The organism is Aeromonas sp. FDAARGOS 1406, from assembly GCF_019048565.1.
Classification (GTDB): domain Bacteria; phylum Pseudomonadota; class Gammaproteobacteria; order Enterobacterales; family Aeromonadaceae; genus Aeromonas; species Aeromonas caviae.
Genome location: NZ_CP077378.1, coordinates 1048991 through 1074594 on the forward strand (window position 1 = coordinate 1048991; position 25604 = coordinate 1074594).

Annotated in this window: 23 protein-coding genes and 2 pseudogenes; 16 read left to right on the top strand and 9 right to left on the bottom strand. The window is 57.8% G+C overall.

Annotated elements, in window-relative coordinates; all coding sequences use genetic code 11:
• Positions 1 to 45: 45 nt before the first annotated feature.
• A complete protein-coding gene (locus tag I6L36_RS04775) occupies positions 46 to 942 on the bottom strand; it encodes a DMT family transporter (RefSeq protein WP_041212829.1) in 897 nt (298 codons plus the stop codon).
• Between the two features lie 111 nt (positions 943 to 1053).
• Here I6L36_RS04775 and rsxA point away from each other — a divergent pair, with 111 nt between their 5' ends.
• The 8 genes from rsxA (at position 1054) to gloA (ending at position 8340) form a co-directional block, all read left to right on the top strand.
• The gene (gene rsxA / locus I6L36_RS04780) at positions 1054 to 1635 is read left to right on the top strand and encodes an electron transport complex subunit RsxA (RefSeq protein ID WP_039038677.1); all 582 of its coding nucleotides are present in this window, start codon (positions 1054 to 1056) and stop codon (positions 1633 to 1635) included.
• Between the two features lie 4 nt (positions 1636 to 1639).
• On the top strand, positions 1640 to 2206 hold the full coding sequence (gene rsxB, locus I6L36_RS04785) for an electron transport complex subunit RsxB (protein WP_043156390.1): 567 nt from the start codon (positions 1640 to 1642) through the stop codon (positions 2204 to 2206).
• A gap of 14 nt (positions 2207 to 2220) precedes the next feature.
• Positions 2221 to 4692 carry an electron transport complex subunit RsxC gene (gene rsxC, locus I6L36_RS04790; protein ID WP_216987043.1) on the top strand — a complete coding sequence of 824 codons (2472 nt, stop codon included), beginning with the start codon at positions 2221 to 2223 and terminating at the stop codon, positions 4690 to 4692.
• 3 nt (positions 4693 to 4695) lie between these two features.
• Positions 4696 to 5748 (top strand): electron transport complex subunit RsxD, encoded by a 1053-nt coding sequence (gene rsxD, locus I6L36_RS04795; protein ID WP_109113134.1) that lies wholly within the window; start codon positions 4696 to 4698, stop codon positions 5746 to 5748.
• A 43-nt stretch (positions 5749 to 5791) separates the two neighbouring features.
• The gene (gene rsxG, locus I6L36_RS04800) at positions 5792 to 6424 is read left to right on the top strand and encodes an electron transport complex subunit RsxG (RefSeq protein ID WP_043156385.1); all 633 of its coding nucleotides are present in this window, start codon (positions 5792 to 5794) and stop codon (positions 6422 to 6424) included.
• Between the two features lie 16 nt (positions 6425 to 6440).
• The gene (locus tag I6L36_RS04805) at positions 6441 to 7199 is read left to right on the top strand and encodes an electron transport complex subunit E (RefSeq protein ID WP_010674312.1); all 759 of its coding nucleotides are present in this window, start codon (positions 6441 to 6443) and stop codon (positions 7197 to 7199) included.
• 14 nt (positions 7200 to 7213) lie between these two features.
• On the top strand, positions 7214 to 7855 hold the full coding sequence (nth, locus tag I6L36_RS04810) for an endonuclease III (protein WP_005302279.1): 642 nt from the start codon (positions 7214 to 7216) through the stop codon (positions 7853 to 7855).
• 77 nt (positions 7856 to 7932) lie between these two features.
• Positions 7933 to 8340: a lactoylglutathione lyase gene (gloA, locus tag I6L36_RS04815; protein WP_109113135.1), complete on the top strand. Its 408-nt coding sequence runs from the start codon at positions 7933 to 7935 to the stop codon at positions 8338 to 8340.
• 57 nt (positions 8341 to 8397) lie between these two features.
• Here the strand turns inward: gloA and I6L36_RS04820 are convergent, their stop codons facing one another.
• Entirely contained in the window at positions 8398 to 9726 is a 1329-nt protein-coding gene (locus I6L36_RS04820) for an IS4 family transposase (RefSeq protein WP_010676218.1), read from the bottom strand.
• A gap of 121 nt (positions 9727 to 9847) precedes the next feature.
• Positions 9848 to 11479 (bottom strand): methyl-accepting chemotaxis protein, encoded by a 1632-nt coding sequence (locus I6L36_RS04825; RefSeq protein ID WP_109113156.1) that lies wholly within the window; start codon positions 11477 to 11479, stop codon positions 9848 to 9850.
• 295 nt (positions 11480 to 11774) lie between these two features.
• Here I6L36_RS04825 and I6L36_RS04830 point away from each other — a divergent pair, with 295 nt between their 5' ends.
• From I6L36_RS04830 to I6L36_RS04865, 8 genes are all read left to right on the top strand, one after another.
• Positions 11775 to 12704 (top strand): ZIP family metal transporter, encoded by a 930-nt coding sequence (locus I6L36_RS04830; protein WP_109113155.1) that lies wholly within the window; start codon positions 11775 to 11777, stop codon positions 12702 to 12704.
• 142 nt (positions 12705 to 12846) lie between these two features.
• Positions 12847 to 13605 carry an ABC transporter substrate-binding protein gene (locus I6L36_RS04835; RefSeq protein ID WP_010674307.1) on the top strand — a complete coding sequence of 253 codons (759 nt, stop codon included), beginning with the start codon at positions 12847 to 12849 and terminating at the stop codon, positions 13603 to 13605.
• Positions 13606 to 13705: 100 nt separating this feature from the next.
• Complete coding sequence (gene mtnN, locus I6L36_RS04840; RefSeq protein WP_043156394.1) at positions 13706 to 14398, top strand: 5'-methylthioadenosine/S-adenosylhomocysteine nucleosidase; 693 nt, start codon at positions 13706 to 13708, stop codon at positions 14396 to 14398.
• Between the two features lie 26 nt (positions 14399 to 14424).
• Complete coding sequence (locus tag I6L36_RS04845) at positions 14425 to 15357, top strand: cobalamin biosynthesis protein (protein WP_043156392.1); 933 nt, start codon at positions 14425 to 14427, stop codon at positions 15355 to 15357.
• Between the two features lie 61 nt (positions 15358 to 15418).
• Positions 15419 to 16195 carry a cobalamin-binding protein gene (locus I6L36_RS04850; protein WP_162540678.1) on the top strand — a complete coding sequence of 259 codons (777 nt, stop codon included), beginning with the start codon at positions 15419 to 15421 and terminating at the stop codon, positions 16193 to 16195.
• Between the two features lie 168 nt (positions 16196 to 16363).
• On the top strand, positions 16364 to 17368 hold the full coding sequence (gene pseB, locus I6L36_RS04855; protein ID WP_053288532.1) for a UDP-N-acetylglucosamine 4,6-dehydratase (inverting): 1005 nt from the start codon (positions 16364 to 16366) through the stop codon (positions 17366 to 17368).
• Positions 17365 to 18507 (top strand): UDP-4-amino-4,6-dideoxy-N-acetyl-beta-L-altrosamine transaminase, encoded by a 1143-nt coding sequence (gene pseC, locus I6L36_RS04860; RefSeq protein ID WP_053288533.1) that lies wholly within the window; start codon positions 17365 to 17367, stop codon positions 18505 to 18507. Before pseB ends, pseC begins: the two co-directional genes overlap by 4 nt.
• 418 nt (positions 18508 to 18925) lie before the next feature.
• Complete coding sequence (locus tag I6L36_RS04865; RefSeq protein ID WP_109113141.1) at positions 18926 to 19300, top strand: class I SAM-dependent methyltransferase; 375 nt, start codon at positions 18926 to 18928, stop codon at positions 19298 to 19300.
• 168 nt (positions 19301 to 19468) lie between these two features.
• On the opposite strand, the pseudogene I6L36_RS04870 reads toward I6L36_RS04865, so the two are convergent.
• From I6L36_RS04870 to I6L36_RS04895, 6 genes and pseudogenes are all read right to left on the bottom strand, one after another.
• Positions 19469 to 19828: pseudogene (locus I6L36_RS04870) on the bottom strand (integrase core domain-containing protein); the annotation flags it as partial.
• A 20-nt stretch (positions 19829 to 19848) separates the two neighbouring features.
• A complete protein-coding gene (locus I6L36_RS04875; protein WP_049636888.1) occupies positions 19849 to 21462 on the bottom strand; it encodes an IS1634-like element ISAs25 family transposase in 1614 nt (537 codons plus the stop codon).
• Positions 21463 to 21550: 88 nt separating this feature from the next.
• Positions 21551 to 22225, bottom strand: a pseudogene (locus tag I6L36_RS04880) (IS481-like element ISAs19 family transposase); the annotation flags it as partial.
• A 373-nt stretch (positions 22226 to 22598) separates the two neighbouring features.
• Positions 22599 to 23726 (bottom strand): hypothetical protein, encoded by a 1128-nt coding sequence (locus I6L36_RS04885; RefSeq protein WP_216987044.1) that lies wholly within the window; start codon positions 23724 to 23726, stop codon positions 22599 to 22601.
• 105 nt (positions 23727 to 23831) lie between these two features.
• A complete protein-coding gene (locus tag I6L36_RS04890) occupies positions 23832 to 24485 on the bottom strand; it encodes a NeuD/PglB/VioB family sugar acetyltransferase (RefSeq protein ID WP_081000957.1) in 654 nt (217 codons plus the stop codon).
• A gap of 1 nt (position 24486) precedes the next feature.
• On the bottom strand, positions 24487 to 25590 hold the full coding sequence (locus I6L36_RS04895) for a DegT/DnrJ/EryC1/StrS aminotransferase family protein (protein WP_081000958.1): 1104 nt from the start codon (positions 25588 to 25590) through the stop codon (positions 24487 to 24489).
• Positions 25591 to 25604: the final 14 nt, after the last annotated feature.

Consider the following 25604-nt stretch of genomic DNA (forward strand, 5'->3'; position numbering starts at 1 on the left):
AGACAGCGTGTTTCCCTGCCCAGACTGTAGCCCAATGACGGCGACTCATCCCCCGGTGGCGACTGCCTGCGCACGCTTCCTGCCGGACGGCAGTTGGCCCACCCCGATGCCGGCCAGCACGGCGGCACAGGCCACCCATTGCAGGGCAGTGAGCGTCTCTCCCAGCAGCAGATAGGCGAGCAGCAGGGTAAAGACCGGTATGAGGTTCACATAGGCAGCCGCCAGGGTCACCTTCACCTGGGTCACCGACCAGTTGTAGAGCAGGTAGGCACCAAGTGTCACGAAGGCGCCGAGGAAGAGGATGACCCCCATGTCCTGCCAGGCCCAGCTCGCGGGCCAGGGCGCACTGAAGGCAAAGGGCGCGAAGAAGAGCATGCCGACGAAGGCCTGCAACGCTGTCAGTGTCATCACGCCGTAGCGGCTGGAGAGCTTCTTGAATACCACGGAATAGGTGGCGGCGCAGAGCATGGCGCCCATCTCCAGGCTGTTGCCGAGCAGGGCGTTGGGGGCGAACTCGTCTGCGCCCTCCCCCAACCCCAGCAGGGCGATGCCAACGATGGCGATGGCAAAGCCCAGCAGCTGGCGGCGACTCACCCGCTCTCCAAGCAGTACGAAGGCCACCAGAGCCACCATCAGGGGAAGCAGGGCACAGACCATACCGGCCTGGCCGGCACTGGTGTAACGCAGGGCGTTGACTTCAAGAAGAAAGTAGAGGCAGGGCTCAAGCGCCCCCATCAGGGCCAACCAGCGCCAATCCCCCTTCTGGTAAGTGACGCGGCCAAGCTGGCGGTAGCAGAGCAGCCAGCAACAGGACGCCACCCCCATCCGCATGAAGAGCACCTGACCGAAGGACCAGATTTCCAGCACATGTTTGAGGGCGATGAAGGAGCTGGACCAGAGCAGCATGGCCAGGGTCAGCGTCAAGACGGGTAAAGGGCGCACAATGCCTCCATGAATTGGGCATTCGAATAATAACCATACGGCCTTGCGGTTGTCTAAAGGCACCTAACATCAGATAATACGGCCGCCTTCATACCGGATAACCCATCTTCAATGACTGAGTACCTGCTTTTACTGGTCGGCACAGTGCTGATCAACAACTTCGTGCTGGTGAAGTTCCTCGGCCTTTGCCCCTTCATGGGTGTCTCCGGCAAGCTGGAAACCGCCATCGGCATGGGTCTGGCCACCACCTTCGTCATGACGCTGGCCAGCGCCTGCTCCTATCTGATGGAGCACTACATCCTGATCCCGCTGGAGATCGCCTACCTGCGCACCCTGGGCTTCATTCTGGTGATCGCCGTGGTGGTCCAGTTCACCGAGATGGTGATCCGCAAGAGCAGCCCGACCCTCTATCGCCTGCTCGGCATCTTCCTGCCGCTCATCACCACCAACTGTGCCGTGCTCGGCGTGGCGCTGCTCAGCATCAACGAGCGCCACAACTTCATCCAGAGCATCATCTACGGCTTCGGGGCCGCCGTCGGCTTCTCCCTGGTGCTGATCCTGTTTGCCGCCATGCGTGAGCGGCTGGTGGCTGCCGACGTGCCGGCACCGTTTCGTGGCGTCTCCATCGCCATGGTCACCGCTGGCCTGATGTCGCTGGCCTTCATGGGCTTTACCGGCCTCATCAAGATATAACGCTATGATTCACATACTCTTTGCCATTCTGGTGCTGGCCCTGCTTGCCCTGGCCTTCGGCATCATTCTCGGCTTTGCCGCCGTCAAGTTTCATGTGCAGGCCGATCCCATCGTCGATCAGCTCGATGCCCTGTTGCCCCAGACCCAGTGCGGCCAGTGCGGTTACCCGGGCTGCAAACCCTACGCCGACGCCCTGGCCAATGGCGACAAGATCAACAAGTGCGTGCCCGGTGGCGACGCCACCATGCGCAAGATTGCCGACCTGATGGGGGTCGAGCCCCAGTCTCTGGACGGCGGTGAAGACGCGGCAATCCCCGTCAAGAAGGTGGCCTTCATTCACGAAGACATGTGCATCGGTTGCACCAAGTGCATCCAGGCCTGTCCGGTCGACGCCATCCTGGGTGCCACCAAGGCGATGCACACCGTCATCGCGGCCGAGTGCACCGGGTGCGATCTCTGCGTCGACCCCTGCCCGACCGACTGTATCGAAATGATCCCGGTGCCGACCACGGTCGACAACTGGAAATGGGATCTGGCCAAGGTCGCCATTCCGGTCAAGATAGTGGAATAAACAGCGGAGTAACCATGCAGCATCTGCTCGAACGCATCAAAGCCGGCACTCTGTGGGATTTTCACGGCGGCATCCATCCCCCCGAGAACAAGCACCAGTCCAGCCTGACCCCCGTCGTTGACGCGGGCCTTCCCCCCCAGCTCATCATTCCGGTGCGCCAGCACGCGGGTCCGGCCGGCGAACTGCTGGTGCGGGTGGGGGACAAGGTCAAGAAGGGGCAACCCCTCACCCGTTTTGACAAGGGGCGCATCGTGCCGGTGCACGCTTCCACCTCGGGCACCATCACCGCCATCGAACAGCACACGGTGGCGCACCCCTCCGGTCTTGACGATCTCTGCATCCTCCTCACCCCGGACGGAGACGATGCCTGGGGCGAGCGCACACCCCAGCCTGACTACTGGAACCTGGAGCGGGGGGAGTTGCTCGAGCGCATCCAGCAGGCCGGCATCGCCGGGCTCGGCGGCGCTGTCTTCCCGACCCACAGCAAGCTCGACGGCCGTGGCCAGCTCACCGAGATCCTCATCGTCAACGGGCTGGAGTGCGAACCCTACATCACCACGGATGACAGGTTGATGCAGGAGTACGCCGACGAGATCATGGACGGCATCCGGGTACTCAAGCACCTGCTCAAGCCCAAGCTCACCCTGATCGGGGTGGAAGACAACAAACCGGCGGCCATCGAGGCCCTGACCCGCCATGCCAGCGACGCCGACGTGCTGGTCAAGTCGGTACCGACCAAGTACCCCTCCGGCGGCGCCAAGCAGACCATAGAGCTGCTCACCGGACGCCAGGTGCCCAAGGGAGGCCGGGCGGTGGACATGGGCATCATGGTGCTCAACGTCGCCACCGTCTTTGCCATCAAGCGCGCCATCATCGATGGGGAGCCGCTCATCGAGCGCATCGTCACCCTCACCGGCGACGCCTTCAAGAAGCCCGGCAATGCCTGGGTGCGTCTGGGCACGCCGGTACGCTGGCTGCTCCAGCGTTTCGAGCTGCAACCGGAGGCGGATCAGCGGGTCATCATGGGGGGCCCCATGATGGGCTTCACCCTGCCCCACGCCATGGTCCCCGTGGTCAAGGCCACCAACTGCCTGCTCTCCCCCACCCGCGCCGAGCTGCCGCCCCCCGGCCCGGAACAGGCCTGCATCCGTTGCAGTGCCTGCGCCGATGCGTGCCCCGCCACCCTGCTGCCCCAGGAGCTTTACTGGTACAGCCGGGTCAAGGAGTACGACAAGGCCGAGAAGCTCAACCTCTTTGACTGTATCGAGTGCGGCGCCTGTGCCTGGGTCTGCCCGAGCGAAATCCCCCTGGTGCAGTACTACAAGATCGCCAAGGATGACATTCGCGAGGCCCGTGCAGAGGCCGAGAAGGCCGAACGTGCCAAGCAGCGCTTCGAGGCCAAGCAGGCTCGCTTCGAGCGTGAGAAGGCGGCCCGCGAAGCCCGCCACGCCGAGGCCGCAGCCCAGCGTCGCCAGGCCATGACGACGGCCGGGGGCGAAGATCCGGTCGCCGCCGCCCTGGCCCGCATCAAGGCCAAACAGGAGACGGCCCAGGTGGCCGTGAGTGAACCCGCACCGGACAACGAGGCCATGATTGCCGCCCGTGAGGCGCGCAAGCAGGAGGCCATCGCCCGTCGTGCCGCCAAGGCCGCCAATGGCGAGGGCAATGGGCTGGCTGACACCCCGGCACCTGGGGAGCAACATCCCAAGGTAGAGCTGGATCCCAAGAAGGCCGCCATCGCCGCCGCCCTGGCACGGGCCAAGGCCAAGAAGGCCGCCCAGGCGCAAGGTGACGGGCCGGTGGTCGCGGATAAGACATCCGTGAATACAACCGAACACGCCGTTGAGACCCCGGCCGCCGCATCCGAGCCCGCCGCAGAGGTGGACCCCAAGAAAGCGGCCATTGCCGCCGCCATCGCCCGGGCCAAGGCCAAGAAAGCCGCACAGGCGCAAGGTGACGGGCCGGTGGTCGCGGGTGAGACATCCGTGAACACAAGCGATGCCGCCACCGCCGAGGCCCCTGCCGCCGCATCCGGACCCGCCGCCGAGGGGGACCCCAAGAAGGCGGCCATTGCCGCTGCCATCGCCCGGGCCAAGGCCAAGAAAGCCGCCCAGGCGCAAGGTGACGCACCGCTGGACGCAGGTGGCATCTCCGCAAACACAAGCGATACCGCCACCGCCGAGGCACCTGCCGCCGCATCCGAGCCCGCCGCCGAGGTAGACCCCAAGAAGGCGGCCATCGCCGCTGCCATCGCCCGGGCCAAGGCCAAGAAGGCTGCTCAGGCGCAAGGTGATGGGCCGGTGGTCGCGAGTGAGACATCCGTGAACACAAGCGATAACGCCGTTGAGGCCCCGGCCGCCGCATCCGGACCCGCCGCCGAGGTGGACCCCAAGAAGGCGGCCATCGCCGCCGCCATCGCCCGGGCCAAAGCCAAGAAGCTGGCGGCCGAGGCTGCCTCCTCCCCTTCGACCGACAAGAGCCACTGATCCATGTTCAATATCGCGAGTGCGCCTTTTGCCCACAACCGCAAACAGACCCAGACCCTGATGGTGCTGGTGATCCTGGCCTGCCTGCCCGGCTTCCTGGCGCAGACCTGGTTCTTCGGCTGGGGGACCCTGATCCAGATCCTGCTGGCGCTGGTCACGGCCCTGGGTTCGGAGGCCCTGGTCCTTCGCCTGCGCGGCCGCCCCGTCAAACCGGCCCTGCTGGATGGCAGCGCGGCGCTCACCGCCGTGCTCATCGGTCTCTCCCTGCCCCCCCTGCTGCCCTGGTGGATGCTGGTGCTGGGCACGGCGTTCGCCATCATCATCGCCAAGCATCTCTATGGCGGGCTCGGTCAGAACCTGTTCAATCCTGCCATGGTGGCCTATGTGCTGCTGCTGGTCTCCTTCCCGGTCCAGATGACCAGCTGGCTGCCCCCCTCCAGCATCGCCGCCTACGACATCGGCTTCGCCGATGCGGCCTCGGTGATCTTCACCGGCTTCAGCCTCGACGGCTACAGCATGCTGCAGCTCAAGCAGGGGGTGGATGGCCTGACCATGGCCACGCCGCTGGATACCTTAAAGACCGGGCTGACCCAGGGGCTGACCGCCACCGAAGTGATGACCCACAAGGTCTTCGAGGGCTGGGGTGGCATCGGCTGGAGCTGGGTCAACCTCGGCTACCTGCTGGGAGGCCTCTTCCTGCTCCAGCAGAAAGTGATCAACTGGCGCATTCCGACTGCCGTGCTGGGCGCATTGCTGCTCGCTGCCACCCTGGGCTATCTGGCCACCCCGGATGCCACCGCCACCCCCATGCTGCACCTGTTCAGCGGTGCCACCATGCTCGGGGCCTTCTTCATCGCCACCGATCCGGTGAGTGCCAGCACCACCGCAAAGGGGCGCCTCGTCTACGGTGTGCTCATCGGCGTGCTGGTCTATGTCATCCGCAGTTTTGGCGGCTATCCGGATGCCTTCGCCTTCGCCGTGTTGCTGGCCAACCTGTGCGTTCCCCTGATTGACAGTCTGACCCGCCCCAAGGTCTATGGAGCCCGTCGCAAATGAACCCCCATCTGAATTGCCGCAGACGCGAGACAGGGAGCCTCCCATGTTGAAAAGCATGCGCAAGAATGGCCTGACCCTGGCCCTCTTTGCCCTCGGCTGCACCGCCATGGTGGTGCTGACCAACGAACTGACCCGGGATCGCATCGCCCACCAGCAAGAGCTGGAGAAGCTGCGCACCCTGCAGGCCCTGCTGCCCGAGGGGAGTTATGACAACGATCTGGTGGCCAGTTGCAAGCTGGTCAGCAGCCGGGAATACCTGGGCAGCGATGAGCCCATGCCCCTCTATACCGCCACTCTCAAAGGGGTGCATACCGGCTACGCGCTGGAAACCGTGGCCCCCGATGGTTACAGTGGAGCCATTCGCATGGTGGTCGGCACCGATGCAAAGGGGGCCGTCAGCGCGGTCAGGGTGCTGGCCCACAAGGAAACCCCGGGGCTTGGTGACAAGATAGAGCTGAAGAAATCCAGCTGGATCGACAGCTTCACCGGCAAGTCCCTCACGGCCGACAACGACACCACCTGGGCGGTGAAGAAGGATGGCGGCGAATTCGACGCCTTCACCGGGGCAACCATCACCCCGCGGGCCGTGGTCAAGGCAGTGAAAAATTTGCTGAGGCTGCAACAGGAGCACCCCGAACTGCTGCACGATGCCCCCTCCTGCCATACCAACCCCTAACGCCGGAGCACACGCTATGGAACAAGTCGACGTGATTGACACGGCCAGCCAACCCGCCGGGGAAAGTGGCCGCCGCGAAGAGCTCAAGGAGCTGATGCTGCAGGGACTGTGGAAGAACAACCCCTCCCTGGTGCAGGTGCTGGGACTCTGCCCCACCCTGGCGGTCTCCTCCACCTTTACCAATGCGTTGGGGCTCGGCCTTGCCACCATGGTGGTACTGGTCTGCTCCAACCTCGCCGTCTCCCTGGTGCGCAACTGGGTGCCCAAGGATATCCGCATCCCGGTCTACGTGATGATTATCGCGGCCCTGGTGACCAGCGTGCAGCTGTTGATGAACGCCTACACCTACGGCCTCTATCAGGCGCTCGGCATCTTCATCGCCCTCATCGTCACCAACTGCGTCATCATCGGCCGCGCCGAAGCCTATGCCTCCAAGAACCCGCCCCTGCTTGCCGCCCTCGACGGCTTCATGATGGGGCTGGGCTTTACCCTGGTGCTGCTGGTGCTGGGTGGGCTGCGCGAGATCATTGGCATGGGCACCCTGTTTGACGGTGCCGAGCTGCTGCTGGGTGACTGGGCCAAGTCATTGCGCGTCGAGCTGTTCCACGCCGACGCCAGCCTGCTGCTGGCGATCCTGCCCCCCGGCGGCTTCATCGGCCTCGGTTTGATGATCGCCGGCAAAAACGCCATCAACGACTGGATGGGCCGCAAGCAGAGTGCCGAGAAGGCCCACTGCACCGTGCCGGCGGCGGGCGCCCGCACTACCCAGCTCTGAGACAAGAGAGAGCCATGAACAACCAGAAACGCAGGCTGATCCTGGAGCGGTTGCGCGATGACAACCCCCATCCCACCACAGAGCTCAACTTCACCACGCCCTTCGAGCTGCTCATCGCCGTGCTGCTCTCGGCCCAGGCCACCGACGTGAGCGTCAACAAGGCCACCGACAAGCTCTATCCGGTGGCCAACACCCCCCAGGCCATGCTGGATCTGGGGGTGGACGGGGTCAAGGAGTACATCAAGACCATCGGCCTGTTCAACACCAAGGCCGAAAACGTCATCAAGACCTGCGCCATTCTGCTGGAGCGCCACGGCGGCGAGGTGCCGGAGAATCGCGAGGCCCTCGAGGCCCTGCCCGGCGTCGGCCGCAAGACGGCCAACGTGGTGCTCAACACCGCCTTCGGCTGGCCCACCATCGCCGTCGACACCCATATCTTCCGGGTCTCCAACCGCACCGGCTTTGCAGTGGGCAAGAACGTCGATCAGGTGGAGGAGAAGCTGCTCAAGGTGGTCCCCGCCGAGTTCAAGCTGGACGTGCACCACTGGCTCATCCTGCACGGGCGTTACACCTGTCTCGCCCGCAAGCCCCGCTGCGGCTCCTGCATCATCGAAGATTTGTGCGAATACAAAGAGAAGGTCTATCCCGAGAGTTGATCTGCAGGCCTCTGCGGATCCGGTCTCGGGCCATGGATTCAAGGCAGTACCAATCCACCAACCCGGAGAATTGAGCAATGAGAATTCTGCATACCATGTTGCGCGTCGGCGATCTGCAACGTTCCATCGACTTCTACACCCGAGTGCTGGGCATGACACTGCTGCGCAAGAGCGAGAACAGCGAATACAAGTACACCCTGGCCTTCGTCGGCTACGGCGACGAGAAGGATGAAGCCGTCATCGAGCTCACCTACAACTGGGGCGTGAGCGAGTACGAGATCGGTTCCGCCTATGGTCACATCGCCCTGGAAGCGGACGACATCTATGCCACCTGCGAGGCGCTGCGCGCCGCCGGCGCCAAGATCACCCGCGAGCCGGGCCCGGTGAAGGGCGGCACCACCGTCATCGCCTTCGTGGAAGACCCGGACGGTTACAAGATTGAGCTGATTGCCAAGAAAGACGCCGGTAACGGCCTGGGCGCCTGAACCCACGCCGCCTGGCGGTGAGAAAAACAACGGGGCCCAGGGCCTAATGCCAGTCAGTTAAGCCTGACTGGCATTGTTTTTACTAGGTTTTCTCGTCGCATACTTCTGTGGTTTGGCTTTGATGCACCTTGGGTAACTTCGTTCTCGGCGGGCGGGTAACTTGAACTGCTCTGCCTGTTTGTCCAACTCAGCGACACGCCCTGGAACCATGCCCGGTGACACAAACGGCAGGCAACTGAGTTCATGCAGCAGATACACCGATGCCATGTGAAAGCTCAACTGGCTGGCCGTATAGCCCTTTAAGCTCGCCGCCATCCTAACCATCTGATATCTCAGTAGGTTATAGGCCAATACCAAGCCCCATAGCTCCTGCCTTACTCCATCGGGTTTCTTGCTGCGCAGCGTCAGCCGGTGCTGTTGCAGGCTATGTTTCATCTCCCGATAGCCCAGCTCGATTTCCCAGCGATTCTGGTATAGCTCCATCAACTCGCTGGCCGGGAAGCGCAGCGGGTCGGTGAGCGAGGTCAGCACCTGCCGCTCCTTGCCGTTTACCGTCCGGGTCAGCAGCCGGGCTTCGAACTGCTCCGGCAACTCGCTCCACTTCTTCTTGGCCTGCGGACTGGCTCTGAGGCGTACCAGCACATCCTGCCGCCCCAGCTTGCGGATGACCTCGTATTGAGCCCCCTTTTTCAGCGGAATAAGCCAGTGACGCGCTACGCCCTGGCGTTGCCAGGCATGGAGTAACCCCAGTGAGTAGAAGCCCTTATCGAACAGGGTCAGGCTATTATCGGGTGTTTTTTCAATCAGTTGCTCTGCCAACACCATCTCGTTTACCGCACAGGAGTCCATCACTGTCTGGGTCAGCAGATGACTGGTCAGCTCCATCTGACACAACATGCGGACCTGGGGATATTGCGTCTCCCCCTGGACGGTTTTCGACTTGGCAAAGGCGCCGGCATTGTCCGGAGTATCGGGCGTGCGCCAGACCACCCCGTCCACGGCCAGCAGCTGCAAGCCGGCCCAGGTGGGGTGCTGACACAGCTGATGCCAGAGTGTGGCGGTCTGCTGGAACACCTGTCGAACGGCTTGGTCAGCCAGTTTTTGGCGCGCCTGGATGAAGGCGCTGGGGACGACAAACGGCCGGTCGCCGGGTAACAGGATATCGAGCTGGTTGGCCAGCTGGGCCATAGGGACATGACGAAACAAGGACATCCCGATAATGGCCCATAGCACCCGCTCCATGGGCATGCGCCGTCGGCGCAAGGAGACGGAGCCCGTCTCGGCCAAGCAAGCCTGCACCAGTTCAGGTGACAGCAGGTCAGACAGGGACTCAAACTTTCCGGGAGGACAGGCGTGAATGAAGTCGAGAGCTTGGTCGATACGCATAAAAAAATCCGAAACCCAACAAGGAGTTTCGGATTCTTACACAGCCTGAGGATCGGTCAATGGATCCTTAACTGATCGGCATTAGGGCCCAGGGCCCCGTTTTCATTGGCTGCGGCCACCGTCAGGCCAGGCGGAAGCGCCCCATGCTCTGGCGCAGACCCGCCGCCAGCTGGCTCAGCTCCAGACAGGCTTTGGCGGTGTGATCCGCGCCGGTCGCGACCTCGTTGGAGGAGTCGTTGATGCGCGCCACGTTGCGGCCCAGCTCATCGGAGACCGCATCCTGCTCGCCACAGGCACTGGCAATCTGGATCGCCATGTCGGCTATCTGGGCCACCGCCTCTTCAATCTGACGAATGCCCACGCTGGTGCGTTCGCTCTGGCTCACGCACTGGCGGATCATCTCGCAACTCTGGCCGGTCACCGACTTCGCCCGGTTGGCACGGGCCTGCAGGGTCTCGATGATGGCGACGATTTCGCCGGTGGAGGCCTGGGTACGCCCCGCCAGGGTGCGCACCTCGTCGGCCACCACCGCAAAGCCGCGCCCCTGCTCACCGGCACGGGCCGCCTCGATGGCGGCATTGAGTGCCAACAGGTTGGTCTGGTCGGCAATGCCGCGAATGACATCCACCACCAGGTTGATCTGGGCAGACTCTTTCTCCAGTTCACTCACCAGGTTGCCCGCCTGCTCCATCTCACCAGCCACCCGGGTGATGGCATCCAGGGCCCCCTGCACATCCTGACTGCCGCGACGAGCCAGGGCATTGGCAGAGCTTGCCGACTCCGAGGCCACCTCGGTGTTGCCCGCCACATCTGCTACCGTTGCCTTCATCTGGGCCATGGCGGTGGCGACCTGGGCTATCTCCTGCTGCTGGCTCTGGATCCCCTGGGATGATTGCTCGGAGACCGCGCTCATCTCCTCGATGGCGGCCCCCAGCTGGGTCACGGCGGCGGCCACCTCCTCGATGAGCCCACGCAGGTTGTCCTGCATCTTGAGGGAGGCGCTGGCCAGCATCCCCAGTTCGTCCTGCCCGATGTGCTGGCGATCCAGCCGATGGGTCAGATCCCCCAGGGCGATGGCATTGGCCTGGGCCACCACGGCTTGCAGGGGCAGGCAGATCTGGCGGGTGAGGAACCAGGTCATGACCCCCATAAAGATCAGCAGGGTCGCGATGCTCACCACGGCAAAGGTCATCACCATGGTGACGCTGCCAAGCAGGCTGCCACGGTTCTCTTCCACAAAGCCAAGATTCACCTTCACCAGGGCACGCACCGCCAGCTCCAGCTCGGTGTAGAGCCCGTTCGAGCGAAACAGCGCCTCCCTGGCCTCATCCCTGCTGCCCTGGAACAACAGGGCATCCACCTGGTTGACGGCCCCCAGATATTGCAGCCACTGCTGCTTGACGCGGTTGAAGGCCTGGCGTTCATGCTCGGCCCCCACGGTTGCCTCGTAGGCATCCATGACCTGCTGCACCTTGCCCAGGCTCTCCTGGATGCGGGCGCGGCGAACCTGCCTGTCGACGGCATCTTCCACCATCAGCAGGGCAAACTGGGCACGGCGCACATAGGAGACGTCGTAGAGCAGGTTGTCCACCGAGAGCACGCTTGGCAGGGTGGAGTCGGTGAAGTTCAATACCCGATCCCGAATGTCCCGCAGTTCGGTGGCGAGAAACAGGCCGAAGACGGCGTTGATGACAGCAATGACCGCAAAGACGGCGGCAATCTTCTTGCCGATGGAGAGATGCTTGTAAGACATGTTGGCTGGTGATCCTCGACTGCAGATGTGCAGTGACACAATGATCACATCCGTGTAAGCGGTGACCCGAGACTCCTGACGGGAAATGACGATGGGAGCGAAGAGAGGGGATCCCTTGCTTCCCGCTCGCCCCACGCCGGGCCTTGTGCCCGCCACGAGGCTGCCAGCACAGTAGCGACCAGCTCGACGCAAAACTTGAGCCGATTGCCACAATCGGTCCGCCGTCATGGACAAAGCAGGGGCCAGGTTATGTAATGGCCGCTCGTCTCTCCCCATTCCTGTCTTCAGAGGCCCCATGGACAACGTATCGACCCTCTCCCCTTCCTGGTCTGTCCAACTGCGCGAGCAGATAGCGGATCGCCCCCTCATCGCCCTGGGGCTGCTGCTCGCCCTGGTCGCCGTGCTGCTGCTCCTGGTGCAGAGTCTCGTCATGCTGGCAGCAGGAGAGATCACGGCCGGGGTACGCTATGGCCTCATCGGCGGCGCTGCGGGTTTTACCGCCACGGCGCTGGGCGCCCTGCCTGCCCTGTTCCTGCGCGCCGTTCCCCAACGGGTGGAAGATGCCATGCTGGGGTTCGCCGCCGGCATGATGCTGGCGGCGAGCGCCTTCTCCCTGCTGCTGCCGGGGCTCGAGGCCGCCGAGGGGATCACGGGTGACGGCTTCCTCGCCGCCGCCGTGGTGGTGGCCGGCATGACCCTCGGGGTGCTGCTGATGCTGGGACTGGATCAATTCACCCCTCACGAACACGACAAGACCGGCCCTTGTGGTCCCGGCCATGAGAGCTGCTCACGGGTCTGGCTGTTCGTCTTCGCCATCGCCCTGCACAACCTGCCCGAAGGCATGGCCATCGGGGTCAGCTTCTCCCAGGGGGACATGACGGTGGGACTGCCCCTCACGACCGCCATTGCCCTGCAGGACATTCCCGAAGGACTGGCTGTAGCGCTGGCCATGTGCGCAGCCGGTTTTCGCCCGCCGGTGGCCGTGCTGGTCGCCATCGGCAGCGGCCTGCTGGAACCGCTCGGCGCCCTGCTCGGGGTCGGACTCGCCAGCGGCATGGCCATCGCCTACCCCATCGGCCTCGGGCTCGCGGCTGGTGCCATGCTGTTTGTGGTCTCCCACGAGGTGATCCCGGAAACCCATCGCAACGGCCACCAGACCCACGCCACCCTGGGTCTCATGGCGGGCTTCGCCCTGATGATGACCCTCGACACCGCACTCGGCTGATCACCCCCCTCAAGCCCCGTGCGCCCGATGACGACAGCGCGAACCCCTTGAAATAAGAGGGGGAAATCGCCTAATGTTGAGCCCCCGGCGCCCTTTGACTGGTTGATGTACGGCGCCTGAATCCCATCGGAAGCCTGCCCGGATGACCCTCAGGATAATCCTGCTGCTGTGTCTGCTTGTCCTCACCGCCAGGGCCATTGGCGCCACCGAGGTCTTTCATACGGCCGCGCAACAGGCGTCGTCCCCCAAGTACGTGACGCTCCCCGACGGGCATGTCGGCGGGATCTGCGTCGATCTCTTCCGGCTCATGGAAGCGAGGGAGCCTGCCCTTCGCATTGAGGGAGATCAGCGCTTCCTGCCGCTGCGACGGCTGGAAAAGAAGGTGCAGCACGGCCAGCTGGACTTCATCTGCGGCGTGGGAGAGAGCCCGGCCAGGCGGGATCACTTCATCGTCCTGACCCCCGCCATCTTCACGGTGCGCTACCACCTGGCGGTGCGCCGTGACGATCCCGTCGAGATACGCAGCTGGCAGGATGTCAGGGCCCTCGGCCAGGCGGGCATCATCCTCATCAACCATGGCAGCGGTGCCATCGCCCGGCTCCAGGACATCGGCGGCCTCATCATCGACAGCGGCGGGATCAGCAACCAGGCCAACTACGAGAAGTTGTTAATGAAGCGCGGCCGTTTCGTCTACTACCGCTCCCCTGGGTTTGAGTCCGACTTGCGCGAACAGGGGCTGGCCGACAAGATCCGCATCCTCCCCACCGTGATGGAAGAGACTCCCTTCTACATCCTGTTCCATCGCCACAGTGCCCCCGAGCGCCTGACCCTGTTCGCCAACACCCTGCAACGGCTCGCAGACAGTGGTGAACTGGCCGCCCTGGCCAGACGCTACCCCTGACCCCCCATCCGCGCCATCGCAATGCTCGGCGCCATCGCCAAGTTTTGTTATCATCCCCGCCAACTTTTTCGGCCCAGCGGCCATCGAGACGAGGTAGATGATGAAAGTAGGTATTATCGGCGCCATGGAGCAGGAAGTGGCCCTGCTGCGCAGCCAGCTGAGCGAACCCACCACCCTGCAACTGGGTGGCTGCGAGTTTTATCAGGGCCGCCTGGCCGGTAAAGAGGTGATCCTGACCCGCTCCGGCATCGGCAAGGTCGCCGCCAGCGTCGCCACCAGCCTGCTGCTGGAAAAATTCGCCCCCGACTGCGTCATCAACACCGGTTCTGCCGGTGGCTTCGCCCAGGATCTGCACATCGGTGACGTGGTCATCGCGAGCGAGATGCGCTTCCACGACGTGGACGTGACCGCCTTCGGTTACGAAATGGGCCAGATGGCCCAGCAGCCCGCCGCCTTCCCCTGCGACGAAAAACTCATCGCCCTGGCACAGACCTGCATTGCCGAGCAAGGCAAGCACCAGACCAAGGTCGGGCTCATCTGCACCGGCGATCAGTTCATGTGCAAGCCGGACGCCATCGCGAAAGCCCGTGCCGACTTTCCGCAGATGCTGGCGGTGGAGATGGAAGGGGCCGCCATCGGCCAGGTGTGCCACATGTTCAAGGTGCCCTATCTGGTGGTACGGGCCATGTCGGACATCGCCGGCAAGGAGCAGGTGGAATCCTTCGATGCCTTCATCGAGGTGGCGGGTCAACACTCCGCCGAAGTGATCATCGCGCTGCTCGGCAAGCTGTGATCGACGCCCCCTCCTGGGATGCCCTGATGACCGCCCTCGCCTCCACGACGGCGGCCATCATGGTGGGGGCCGCCCTGCTGGAGGCCCTGCTGCCCTGGCCCGCACGCTTTCGACCCGGCGCAGCCGTGCCTCTGCTCACCCGCCTCGGCCAGAAGGTCTATCGCCCCGACGGCACGCCACGCCAGCAGAGCCAGGCCGGGCTCCTTGCCCTGCTGGTGGTCTGGGTGCCCTGCGCAGCCGGTCTCTGGGCGGTGCGCAATCTCTCCCTGTCCGAACCTCTGTTCGACCTCCTGTTCCTGCTGCTGATGCTCGAATCCCGCCCCTTGCGGGAACTCGCCCGGGGGAGCCGCGCCCTGGCGACCCAGGAGACGCTGGTCGTGGCGAGGCTGCAGGTCGCCCCCTGGCTCAAGCGGGAAACCGGCAAGCTCTCGGTGATGGGGTTGAACAAGGCGGTGAGCGAGACCTGCGTACTGCGCCTCGTCGGTCAGTGGGCCGCCCCCCTGCTGGGCTTCGCCCTGGCCGGGGTACAGGGTGCCCTGCTGGTGCGGCTCGCCCAGTTGACCCATCTGGCGTGGAACCCCAAGCAAAGCGCGTTCGTCCACTTCGGCCGCCCGGCTGCGGCGCTCTATCAGGGTTTCTGCGCCCCCGCCATCCTGTTGCTGGCGCTCCCCCTGTGCCTGACCCAGGTGCGCGGGCTGGGCAACAGAGTGCGACCTGCGCTGCATTGGCCCCATCCCGCCATGGGGGTCCTGCTCGCGTTGCTGGCCCGGGCCACGGGCCGCCGACTCGGCGGCCCCCGCTACTATCAGGGCCAGCTGGTGCGCTTTCCGGTATTTGATGAAGGGAGCGAACCCGATGCCAACCTGCCCCTGCGCCTGCTGCAGCGTCTGCAACTGACCGGCTGGGGCTGGCTCGGGCTCTCGCTGCTCCTGACATTGATGGCGCTCAATCATGGCTGATCGCGTTTCCCTTCGTGCCCTGGGCCTGTTTGTCTGCCTGCTGGGCACCTCACTGTGCGCCATGGCCACCCCGCCGCAGCGCATCGTGAGCCTCACTCCCCATCTGACGGAACTGCTGTTCGATATCGGCGCCGGGGATCGCGTGGTCGCCACCGACGATGCCTCCGATTACCCCGCCGAGGTGGCCAACCTCCCCCGGGTGGCCAACTATCGCAGCATCAACCTAGAGGCGCTGCTGGCCCAGAAGCCGGATCTGGTAGTGGCCTGGCGCTCCGCCCAGGCCCGCATGCTGGGCCCGGTCGAGCGCCTCGGCATCCCCGTCTTCTACTCGGAGCCCACCGACTTTGCCTCCCTGGCCACCGAGATGCGCAGCCTGGGGCACCTGCTCGGGCTCACGCCCAGAGCCGACGAGCAAGCCCGCGCCTATCTGACCCGGCTCGACGCCCTGGCTGCGCGCTACGGCGAGCCCAAGCCCCTGTCGGTCTTCTATCAGCTCTGGTACCCGCCGCTCACCAGCGTCAATAATTCGACCTGGCCGGGGCAGGCCATCACCCTCTGCGGCGGACGCAACATCATGGCGAAGACGGGAGCAGCCTACCCCCAAGTCGGGCTGGAGCAGGTGATCAAGGGCAATCCCGGGCTTATCCTGGCTGGCGGCCGGGATCCTTCCGTGCTGGATCACTGGCGGCAGTGGCCCATGCTGGACGCCGTCAAACACCAACGGCTCGCCCTCATCAACGCCGATGAACTGCACCGTTTCACCCCCCGCGCCCTCAACGCGGTGGAGCAGATATGCGAGGCGATCGAGGATGCGCATACGGGACAAGGTGCTGATTAGTAGACCCATCATGTTAAGACAGCATGATAAAATTCAAGTTTTTCACCACATGCGTCGATATCTGTAAAGTCATCATTTTCTCGGTCGATCACATTCTTCTTGCAAGACTCTGGAGTCTTATTTGTTACTATATGATTCATCAATGTTTTTTTAAATGAGATGCTCACTATGTTCAATGATAAAACGATCCTGATCACCGGTGGCACAGGCTCTTTCGGCCAGCTTTTTATCAAGACCATACTGGAGCGTTATGAACCCCGTCGCTTGATCATTTACTCGCGCGACGAGTTGAAACAGTTCGAGATGCAGCAGGAGTTTAACGACCCCTGCATGCGCTATTTTATCGGTGATGTCCGAGACGCCAACCGGCTTACCATGGCAATGCGTGGCGTCGATTACGTGGTTCATGCAGCAGCACTGAAACAGGTTCCAGCCGCTGAATACAACCCCATGGAGTGTATTAAAACCAATATCCATGGTGCAGAGAACGTCATCCAGGCCGCTTTGCTCAATCAAGTCAAAAAAGTTATTGCCCTCTCCACTGACAAAGCCGCCAATCCAATCAATCTCTACGGTGCCACCAAACTGGCATCAGACAAGCTCTTCGTGGCAGCAAACAACATCGCGGGACAGGATCCCACCCGTTTTGCCGTAGTCCGCTACGGCAACGTGGTCGGTTCTCGCGGCTCTGTCGTCCCCTTCTTCCAAAAGCTGATTGACCAGAATGCGGATGCGTTGCCCATCACCCATGAGGAGATGACGCGTTTCTGGATCACTTTGCAGCAAGGGGTAGATTTCGTACTGGACAATTTTGGGCGGATGAAGGGAGGGGAAATATTCGTTCCCAAATTGCCATCTGTTCGCATCACAGATTTGGCCTGTGCCATGGCCCCTCACCTGCCACACAAAATCATCGGCATTCGCCCGGGAGAAAAGCTTCACGAAGTGATGTGCCCTGCCGATGACTCTTATCACACCTTTGAATTTGATGACTTCTTCGTAATTGGCCCAACCATCAACTTCAATAACCGCAACAACGATTTCTCCAAAACTGCGGCAGGCGAGAAGGGAAAGATGGTCGAGCAGGGATTTGAATACAACTCTCGCAGCAACCCTGACTTTTTCTCTATTAAACAACTGCAGAAGATGAACCAGAGCAAGGTAGCAGAATGATCCCCTACGGCCGTCAATCTATCAGCCAGGCAGATATCGATGCTGTCGTGAAAGTTCTCAAGTCCGACTTCCTGACTCAGGGGCCAGTCGTCCCCCGTTTCGAGCAAACAGTAGCTGATTACTGCGGAGCTAAATTTGGGGTGGCGGTCAATTCAGGTACTGCAGCACTCCATATCGCCTGTCTGGCGCTGGGCGTCGGCCACGGGGATTGGGTCTGGACATCGCCCATCAGCTTCGTTGCATCCGCCAACTGTGCTCTCTATTGCGGTGCACAAGTCGACTTCGTCGACATTGAGCCCGATACAGGGAACATGTGCGCAGTGGAGCTGGAGAGGAAACTGATTGCCGCCCAGGCGGAAGGAAAACTACCCAAAGTAGTAATACCGGTACACTTCGCTGGCCTCCCCTGCGACATGCAGGATATCCACCGCTTGGGACAAGAGTATGGTTTTCGGATCATCGAAGATGCCTGCCACGCCCTCGGCGCACGCTATCACGGCGAGCCCACCGGCAACGGCCGCTACAGCGACATCACCATTTTCAGCTTCCACCCGGTGAAGATCATCACCACAGGTGAAGGCGGCATGGCGATGACCAATGACGCCACGCTGGCCAAAACCATGCGCCTGCTGCGCAGCCATGGCATCACCCGCGAGCCGGAAGATTTTATCAACCAGCCGGACGGCCCCTGGTACTACGAGCAGCAGAAGCTCGGCTTCAACTACCGCATGACCGATATCCAGGCCGCATTGGGCTTGAGCCAGATGGCCAATCTGGAAACCTGGATCCGCAAGCGCGGTGAACTGGCCCGCCGCTATTTCGAGGCTCTAGCGCCAGAACTCCTCCACCGCTACTTCAGTGCCGAGCGGCGCAGTGCGTTTCATCTATTTGTGCACCACGTGGCCCCGGAACAGCGTGCAGCCCGGTTTGCGCAGCTGCGAGCACAGGGCATCGGTGCCAACGTGCACTACATGCCGATATATAAGCAACCCTGGTATCAACGCTGGGCCCCGGGCCCCTTGCCGCACGCCGAACAGTTCTATGCTGGCGCCATCACGCTGCCGCTGTTTCCGTGTCTGCAAATCGAGCAGCTAGATATGGTTAAAAACGTATTGTTGAATTATTTTCAAACAAAATAGACCTTGGATGAATAAATGCTATTCATATCAATACTGTAATATGTAACAGCAAACATGACTCTAGAAATATACAAGTTTAAGCATGCAATGATTATTAGCTTAAATAAGAAATTGAATAACAACATTTGACACTCAGGGCAAAAAAAAAAAAAAAAAAAAAAAAATAAACAAGAGCAACATCAGAATAATAACATGTAGCATGACTAACGAAACGCATATACATCAACTCGTAATACTTCTTCCATAAGGCTATCAATTGGAGATGGGATATGAATAACTTGATTGACCTAATAAAGAAAGACCGACTAGATGGAGGGGGAAGATGCACTCCACGAAAAGGTGAGATGATGATGTCTTTAATCACAAAAATCAATACAAAGACTGTATAGAAATAGGCGTTTGGCGTGGCGCAAGCTTAATGTATATCACCGAAGCAGTAACAAAAACATCAGGGCATGTAACAGCAATTGACCCTTATGACTACGATTTAATATGGAATCATATTCAAGACGAAAGCATAGCAATTACGGTGCGTAAGCTAATTCCGGACCAATTGACACTTGATAGAATTTATAGTGAATTAGTTGAAATAATTAACAGCAACAAGTTAAATCGTTACGTTAATTTAGTCAGAGACAACTCTAGAGATATACATCATACCTTTACAGCGGACACATATGATTTTATTCATATAGATGGAAATCATGATTATGATTGCGTCAAGGCTGACATAATAAATCATTTACCCAAAATAAAAAGTGGCGGCATGATCGTGATGGATGATACTGATTGACCAGGTGTTAAACGTGCTATTGACGAAAATTTATTACCTGTATCAAGTTTAATAACCGAAGAAGATACATGGGCTATTTACATGAAAAAATAGCATTCTCGCTAGCGCCATTCTCTGGCTGTACAGATCTAGTTATCACCTGACACCGGCCTCAAACCGGTGTCTTGTTTACGCTACTTTAGTGCGCACTTCCTTCGGTATCAATTTCAGACCCTTTTTGAACATGCTGTAGGGGGTTTGACCCTCCATCATCCTGCCCTGATGTGGCCGCTGGGTGTTGTAGTGATCCAGATAGCTGTCCAGGTCTGTCTGCATCTGCTCCACTGATTCATACCAGATCGTCCTCCCCTTGATACGGAAGTGTTCATCCAGCAGGGTGCGATGTAGCCGCTCGATAAAGCCGTTGCTCTGCGGCCTGCGTACCTTGGTGGTCCGGTGCTCAATCCCCTCCAGTTGCAGGAACAGCTCGTAGGGGTGATGGTCAGGGCGCCCGCAGAACTCGCGCCCGTTGTCCGACAGGATGGTATAGCCGACATTCCGCACCTGATTTAGGAATAAATTTGCCGATAGCGCTCACCCAATACCTCCAAAATGATCTGCTGGTCTCCTGTTAGCTCCGTTACTTGTGGCGGAGCTTCTCCCAGTCGATATTCATGGATGCCACCAAAGCGCAAAAAGATCCAACGGGCCGTCGGCTGCTGGGTCGGTTTCTTTTTCATATCCGCCACACTGCGATTCTGCTCCACTAATCCCTGCCGGATCCGGTGCTCCAACGCTGCGTAAATCATCAGGCTACAGGTCATCACCATGAGCAACGCTTCAATCCGCTCCGGCTTTTTCAGGTACAGTGAGGAGGTTAAAAACTCCGGGCTCTTGAGAAAACGAAAGCCCCGTTCGACATTCTGCTGCGCTTTATAGGTGGCCAAAAGTTCGGCCATGGTCAGCGTATCGCTGTGGTCATTGGTCGCCAGGATGAACACCCCGGTCTGGTTGTGGGCCTCTTCAACGCAAGCCAGGCTAGTTGCCGCCAACCCAGTGATTTGAAACTGATGGCCAATTGGCTCTTCGCCACGCTTGGGTCTGCCACGTCCTGTATAAACGGGTTCACCTACCACTTCGGCATCCAGTTGCAGCAGCATCAAGCTGGCGGTAAAACAGCTCAACTCAGCTTGGGCATCCGCCTCACAAGCAAAGCGTCGGGCACACAATTTGGCGAAGGCTTTGAGCTCGCGGGTACTGTCTTTGAGCAGGTTTTTGGCCAATGTCTGCTGCTCGCGGTGGCTGGCTTGTTCGCTGCGCACCAGCAACCAACGTTGCGCGACCCCGGCATAATTCGCGTGTTGCCAACGGCCATGATAGCCATTGCCCAGAGCGGTCAGCGGTTGTGCACCTATGGTTGCCACGGCCTGCTTTGCCTCATTGAGAGTGACGGGCACCCGGGTCACAAATAGTTGCTGCTGTTGCGCCAGTAATTGCAAGGTATCGGCGCAGTACAGTGCGGCATCGCCGACCAGATAACGGCACTCCTGCGCGGCCTTGAGACTGCTCAAATGGCGACGAACGGTCTGGGCAAAGGCTTTGGTGTCATTACTATTGCCGCTCAGGGCCTGCATATAGACAGGTAGGCCGGCCTGATTTTCACAGATGAGCTCAAGGATCACTTGATTCAGCTCTGGCCGGTGATCACGACTATAACCACGCACCAGTTGCAGCTTACCGACCAGATCCCCATCGGCACAGTCATAGGCGCCATCGACGTGGAAGCTGGTAATATCGAGGTGCACTGCGGTGCTTTTGAGCCCCAGCCGCTCGACAACTTGCGCCGCCATCACCTGATACAAGGCGCTGACATCGGCCTCAAAGAGGGCATCGAGACAGCGACCGAGCACATCATCATTGAGGTCATCAGCACAGATCCCGGGGCCAATCAGGCGCTCAACCGGCTTGTTAGCGAAGAATTGCGGGAACATGTGCAGGGTGCTGCTGTGAAAGCCGAGGCCGTTCACTATCATGGCGACCAAGGCTTCACCATGTGAGACCTTGAAAGGCGGGGTTTTGGGGAGCAAGGCATCGATCATGCGGGCAATGCCCAGTTCCTGGCAGAGTGCGGCGACCAAACCAAGGTGATCGAGGTTACGGATCGAGATAGCGGGTGCGGCCATGATGATCTACCTGCAAAAGAGAGTAATAGATCAGAACGGCCGATCGCCGTCAAGCACTGAAAATAGCAAAATCAGGTGCGGAATGACGGGTATAGACCCGCGCCTCGTGAGCCTCGAAGAACGGCAGGACCGTTTCGTTGAGCACATGGACCGAGGTCACCGGCAGCTTGCTGGTGTAGAGCCGTCCCCAGGCGTGGCGGCTGTAGCAGTCCAGTACGGTTTGCAGATACACCTTGCCCACCCCCTTGAGTGCGCCGACGAAGAAGGTGTCGACCGCCACCAGTTCCCCGGTGTAGTGAACCTCAATTTGGCGTTCGCGAAACTCGGGGCTGAAGCGCTCGAGCAGGCGGATCTGCTCGTCATTGAGCTCAATCGTCTGTTCCCTGTGGGTTTTCTCGAGGCGCAACAAGCGGTCATGCTTGGAGAGCAAGTCGTGACGTTGCCACACGCCACGCACACCGCCCGCACTGACGTTGATGCCTTGCAGAGCCAGTTCTTGCGCGACCCGCAGCGGGCCATGGGTTGGTCTGGTGAGGGAGTAATCGAGGATGGCCTGCTCAATCTCGGGAGCGACCCGGTTGGGATGCGCCCCTTTGCAGCCGGGGAGTTTGTCGAGCAAGCCCTCAGCCCCATAGGTCTGGTAGTTACGGCGAATCTCGTAGAACTGCTGGCGGCTGTAGCCGATGAGCTTGCAGGCTTTGCTGACGTTATTAAGCTCTTTGGCGAGCTCTAGGGAAAGTGCGAACAAGTATCCCACGAACAAAAAATGAAAATTTTAGTCATTTAATATCAATGGGTTACCAGTAAATGCTCTCGTGCCATATGACTTATTCGCACCTTCCCTAGCAGGCTGAGTTTACGACGTGCTACTTTCTCGTTGGTGGTCATACGGTGACTCCGGATAACACGGTAGGGGTACCGTTTTGTTATCCGGTTTGAAGCCGTATGACCACTCCCTTTTGTGGGCAACTGTCAGGTGAATACCATCTCCATACACTCTGGCACTAGCGAGCGCAAATCTAAGTAAAAGAAAAATTAAACCCAGAACAATAAACACACATTTCATTGACATATTGAAATCAGTTAACCAATGCACGAGCAGGCACTCAAAGACTTGATTTATTTATTGTTCATTACTAGTAACGCATATTTCCATCGATATAATTAAAAATCATTTCTTGCTGAGAACTATAACAACATAGCTTATAAAACTCAGCTTGACCCTTTATTGAAATCGCGTGCAAATAGTCTCGGTCACAATAAAGCTCATGAATGAACGAAACGACACTATCTAGCTTGTCTACATCAAATACAAAAATTGCATCGTCCGATATTTCATACATCTCGCGCCATTTATGCGGATCCGTCGTCGCCAGCGCGACTCCAGTAAGTACAGCCTCTAAACCTAACGGCCAACCATGAAACGCGAGCCCAGTGTCGATACTAATAATTAAATCGACGTTATGTCTATAAAAATCAGTGAGTTCTTTCATCGACATAGGCATATAATTTTTAATGTTATCAGATAAGGGATATATTGATATAGAAAGAAAATCTACACCATCATGCAAATACCGCTCCTTATATGCATTTACAATCCATCTATATTGCTCATCGCCTTTCTCAGCAGCATGCCCCATGCTGGCAAAAACAACTTTTAATTTTCCTTGATTTTTCTTCCTTAATATTGGTTTTTCATCCGCAGACGACGTTAACGGAGCACAAAGACATTCTATATAATTTGTGTGTCCAATATTATATAACAGCTTCGAGGTCTTCGGTGTTGTTGATATAACTTTAGTGGTTTTGTGCAAAGAAACTAAAGACTTCTCATCAATGAACCCTCCACCAGGATAGAGATGAACGGCCTGCATTTCCATCGGAAAATTAAAATACTTATTAAACACCAAGTAGTTATTCAAAAAAATATGATAAACAAAACCATAATCATCGGGGTTAAAATCTAAGCTTCTAGTAAACAAATAGCTACCGTAGTATTTACCATTCCACGCAGTACCATCGACTCTCTTGTTGTACTTATTTATATAATTATATTTTTGATCAAATATCAAAATGTTATACCCTTCCAGAGAAAACTCATGGAACATCTCATCATAATCGAACCCATAAGTAATATTTGCATAAGCATCCACCTTAAACACCAATATATCAGCGCCTCGGTCAACAATAAAAGAAGATATTTCCGAAATTCGCCACTTGGAATATTTTGACGGAAAAAGCAAATCAGTAACCAACGTTTTCATGGGTTTTCTCTTCTACAAAAAAAGATAAAAAAAGAATTACAAATACAAAATTAAATCATGAAATAACGTTTCATAGAGCCATTATGACCGATATAAATCATAAGCTCAGTTTTTATTTATGCTAAAGGTTCTGGCTGGATTACCGAAAACATGCGCACCAGGAGCCACATTCTGAATAACAACAGCCCCCATGCCGATGGTAGCACCTCGACCGATAATAGTAGGGCTTGATCGCGACCCTGGTTTTATGATGGCTCCAGCTCCAACATAAACATGATTTTCAATCACAACATTGCCATTACATTTCACACCAGGGGCGAGCGTAACATAGTCACCCACTCTACAATCATGACCAACATATGAATAAATGTTAGCCTGAAAACACAGACCAATCTCTATATTGGATGTTAGACATGAAAATGGGCTTAATATTGCCCCAGCACCTAATTTAACGTCATCCATAATAATAACGTTATCAGCCACTAGCGAATAAGGTTTAAAACCGGCACTACAACAACGTTCAAATATTCTTGCTCTTACCTCGCCATCCGAAATGGCGACAATAAAATATTTTTCATATGCCTTATGGTTTTTAAATTCTTCAAATGAGAGAACGGGGTACCCATTCACTTGTGACATATTGTTTTTATCATCAACCACAAAAAAAAGACTGCCACCATCGTGAATTTTTTGGCGTAGCAAAGGCATGACTTCGCGACCCAATCCACCTGCACCGTAAACCGCATAAAGTATTGTCATTTTATATCTCCTTAATAATCGAAATAATGCGCTCTAGCTCTGTCACCGACAATTCAGGATAAATAGGCAAGCAAATAACCTGTTCAGAGATAATGTTTGCCTGTTTTAAATTATCAACAGCAGAGGAAGGGAGCCCACGATACATAGGCATATTACTGATAAGGGGATAGAAGTATCTACGGGCATAAACTCCCTGCTCCCTAAGCACTTGATACATCCTGTCACGCGATAGTGGGTAATCGGAGTTTATCAAGATTGGGAAATATGGATAATTGTGCTTAGTTTCAGAAGATATTGGAGGAAGTGATATTCCACGCACATTAGATAATTTCTGTCGATAAAGCGCATCAATCTCTGCTCGCTTAGCTATGGCAGAATCAATATGTTTAAGCTGGAGAAGACCGAATGCAGCATTGATTTCACTCATTTTTCCATTGATACCTGGAGCGACAATGGTTACCTCATCGGCAAATCCAAAATTTTTTAGATAGTCTACGCGTTGCTTAACTTTTTTTGTACGAGAGACTATAGCCCCGCCCTCAAAAGTATTAAATACCTTAGTCGCATGAAAACTCAGCACCGACATATCACCATATTGCAATATGCTTTTATCCTGATACTTCACACCAAATGCATGAGCTGCGTCATAAATAACGCTTAGGCCATAGTTATCAGCTATCTGCTGTATTTCATTAAGAGCACATGGCTCTGAATAACAGTGTACAGGCATAATGGCTGTTGTGCGTGGAGTTATTGCCGCCTCAATTTTTTCCGGATCAATATTGAACGAGCCAGGTTTAATATCAACAAATACCGGAGTTAAATCATTCCATATTAATGAATGACTTGTAGCGACAAAAGAATAAGGAGTAGTAATAACTTCACCAGTTATCCGTAAAGCTTGCAAAGCAGTAACTAGGGCTATTGTTCCATTTGCAAACAATGATATATATTCAACACCAAGATACTCACAGAGAGCCTTTTCCAACTGTTGATGGAACGGGCCATTATTTGTAAGCTGGTGATTTTCCCATATTTTCTCCAAATATGGGATAAACTCTTCCAGAGGAGGTAAAAATGGTTTTGTTACTGGAATATTCATCATGATTTACTCCGAAT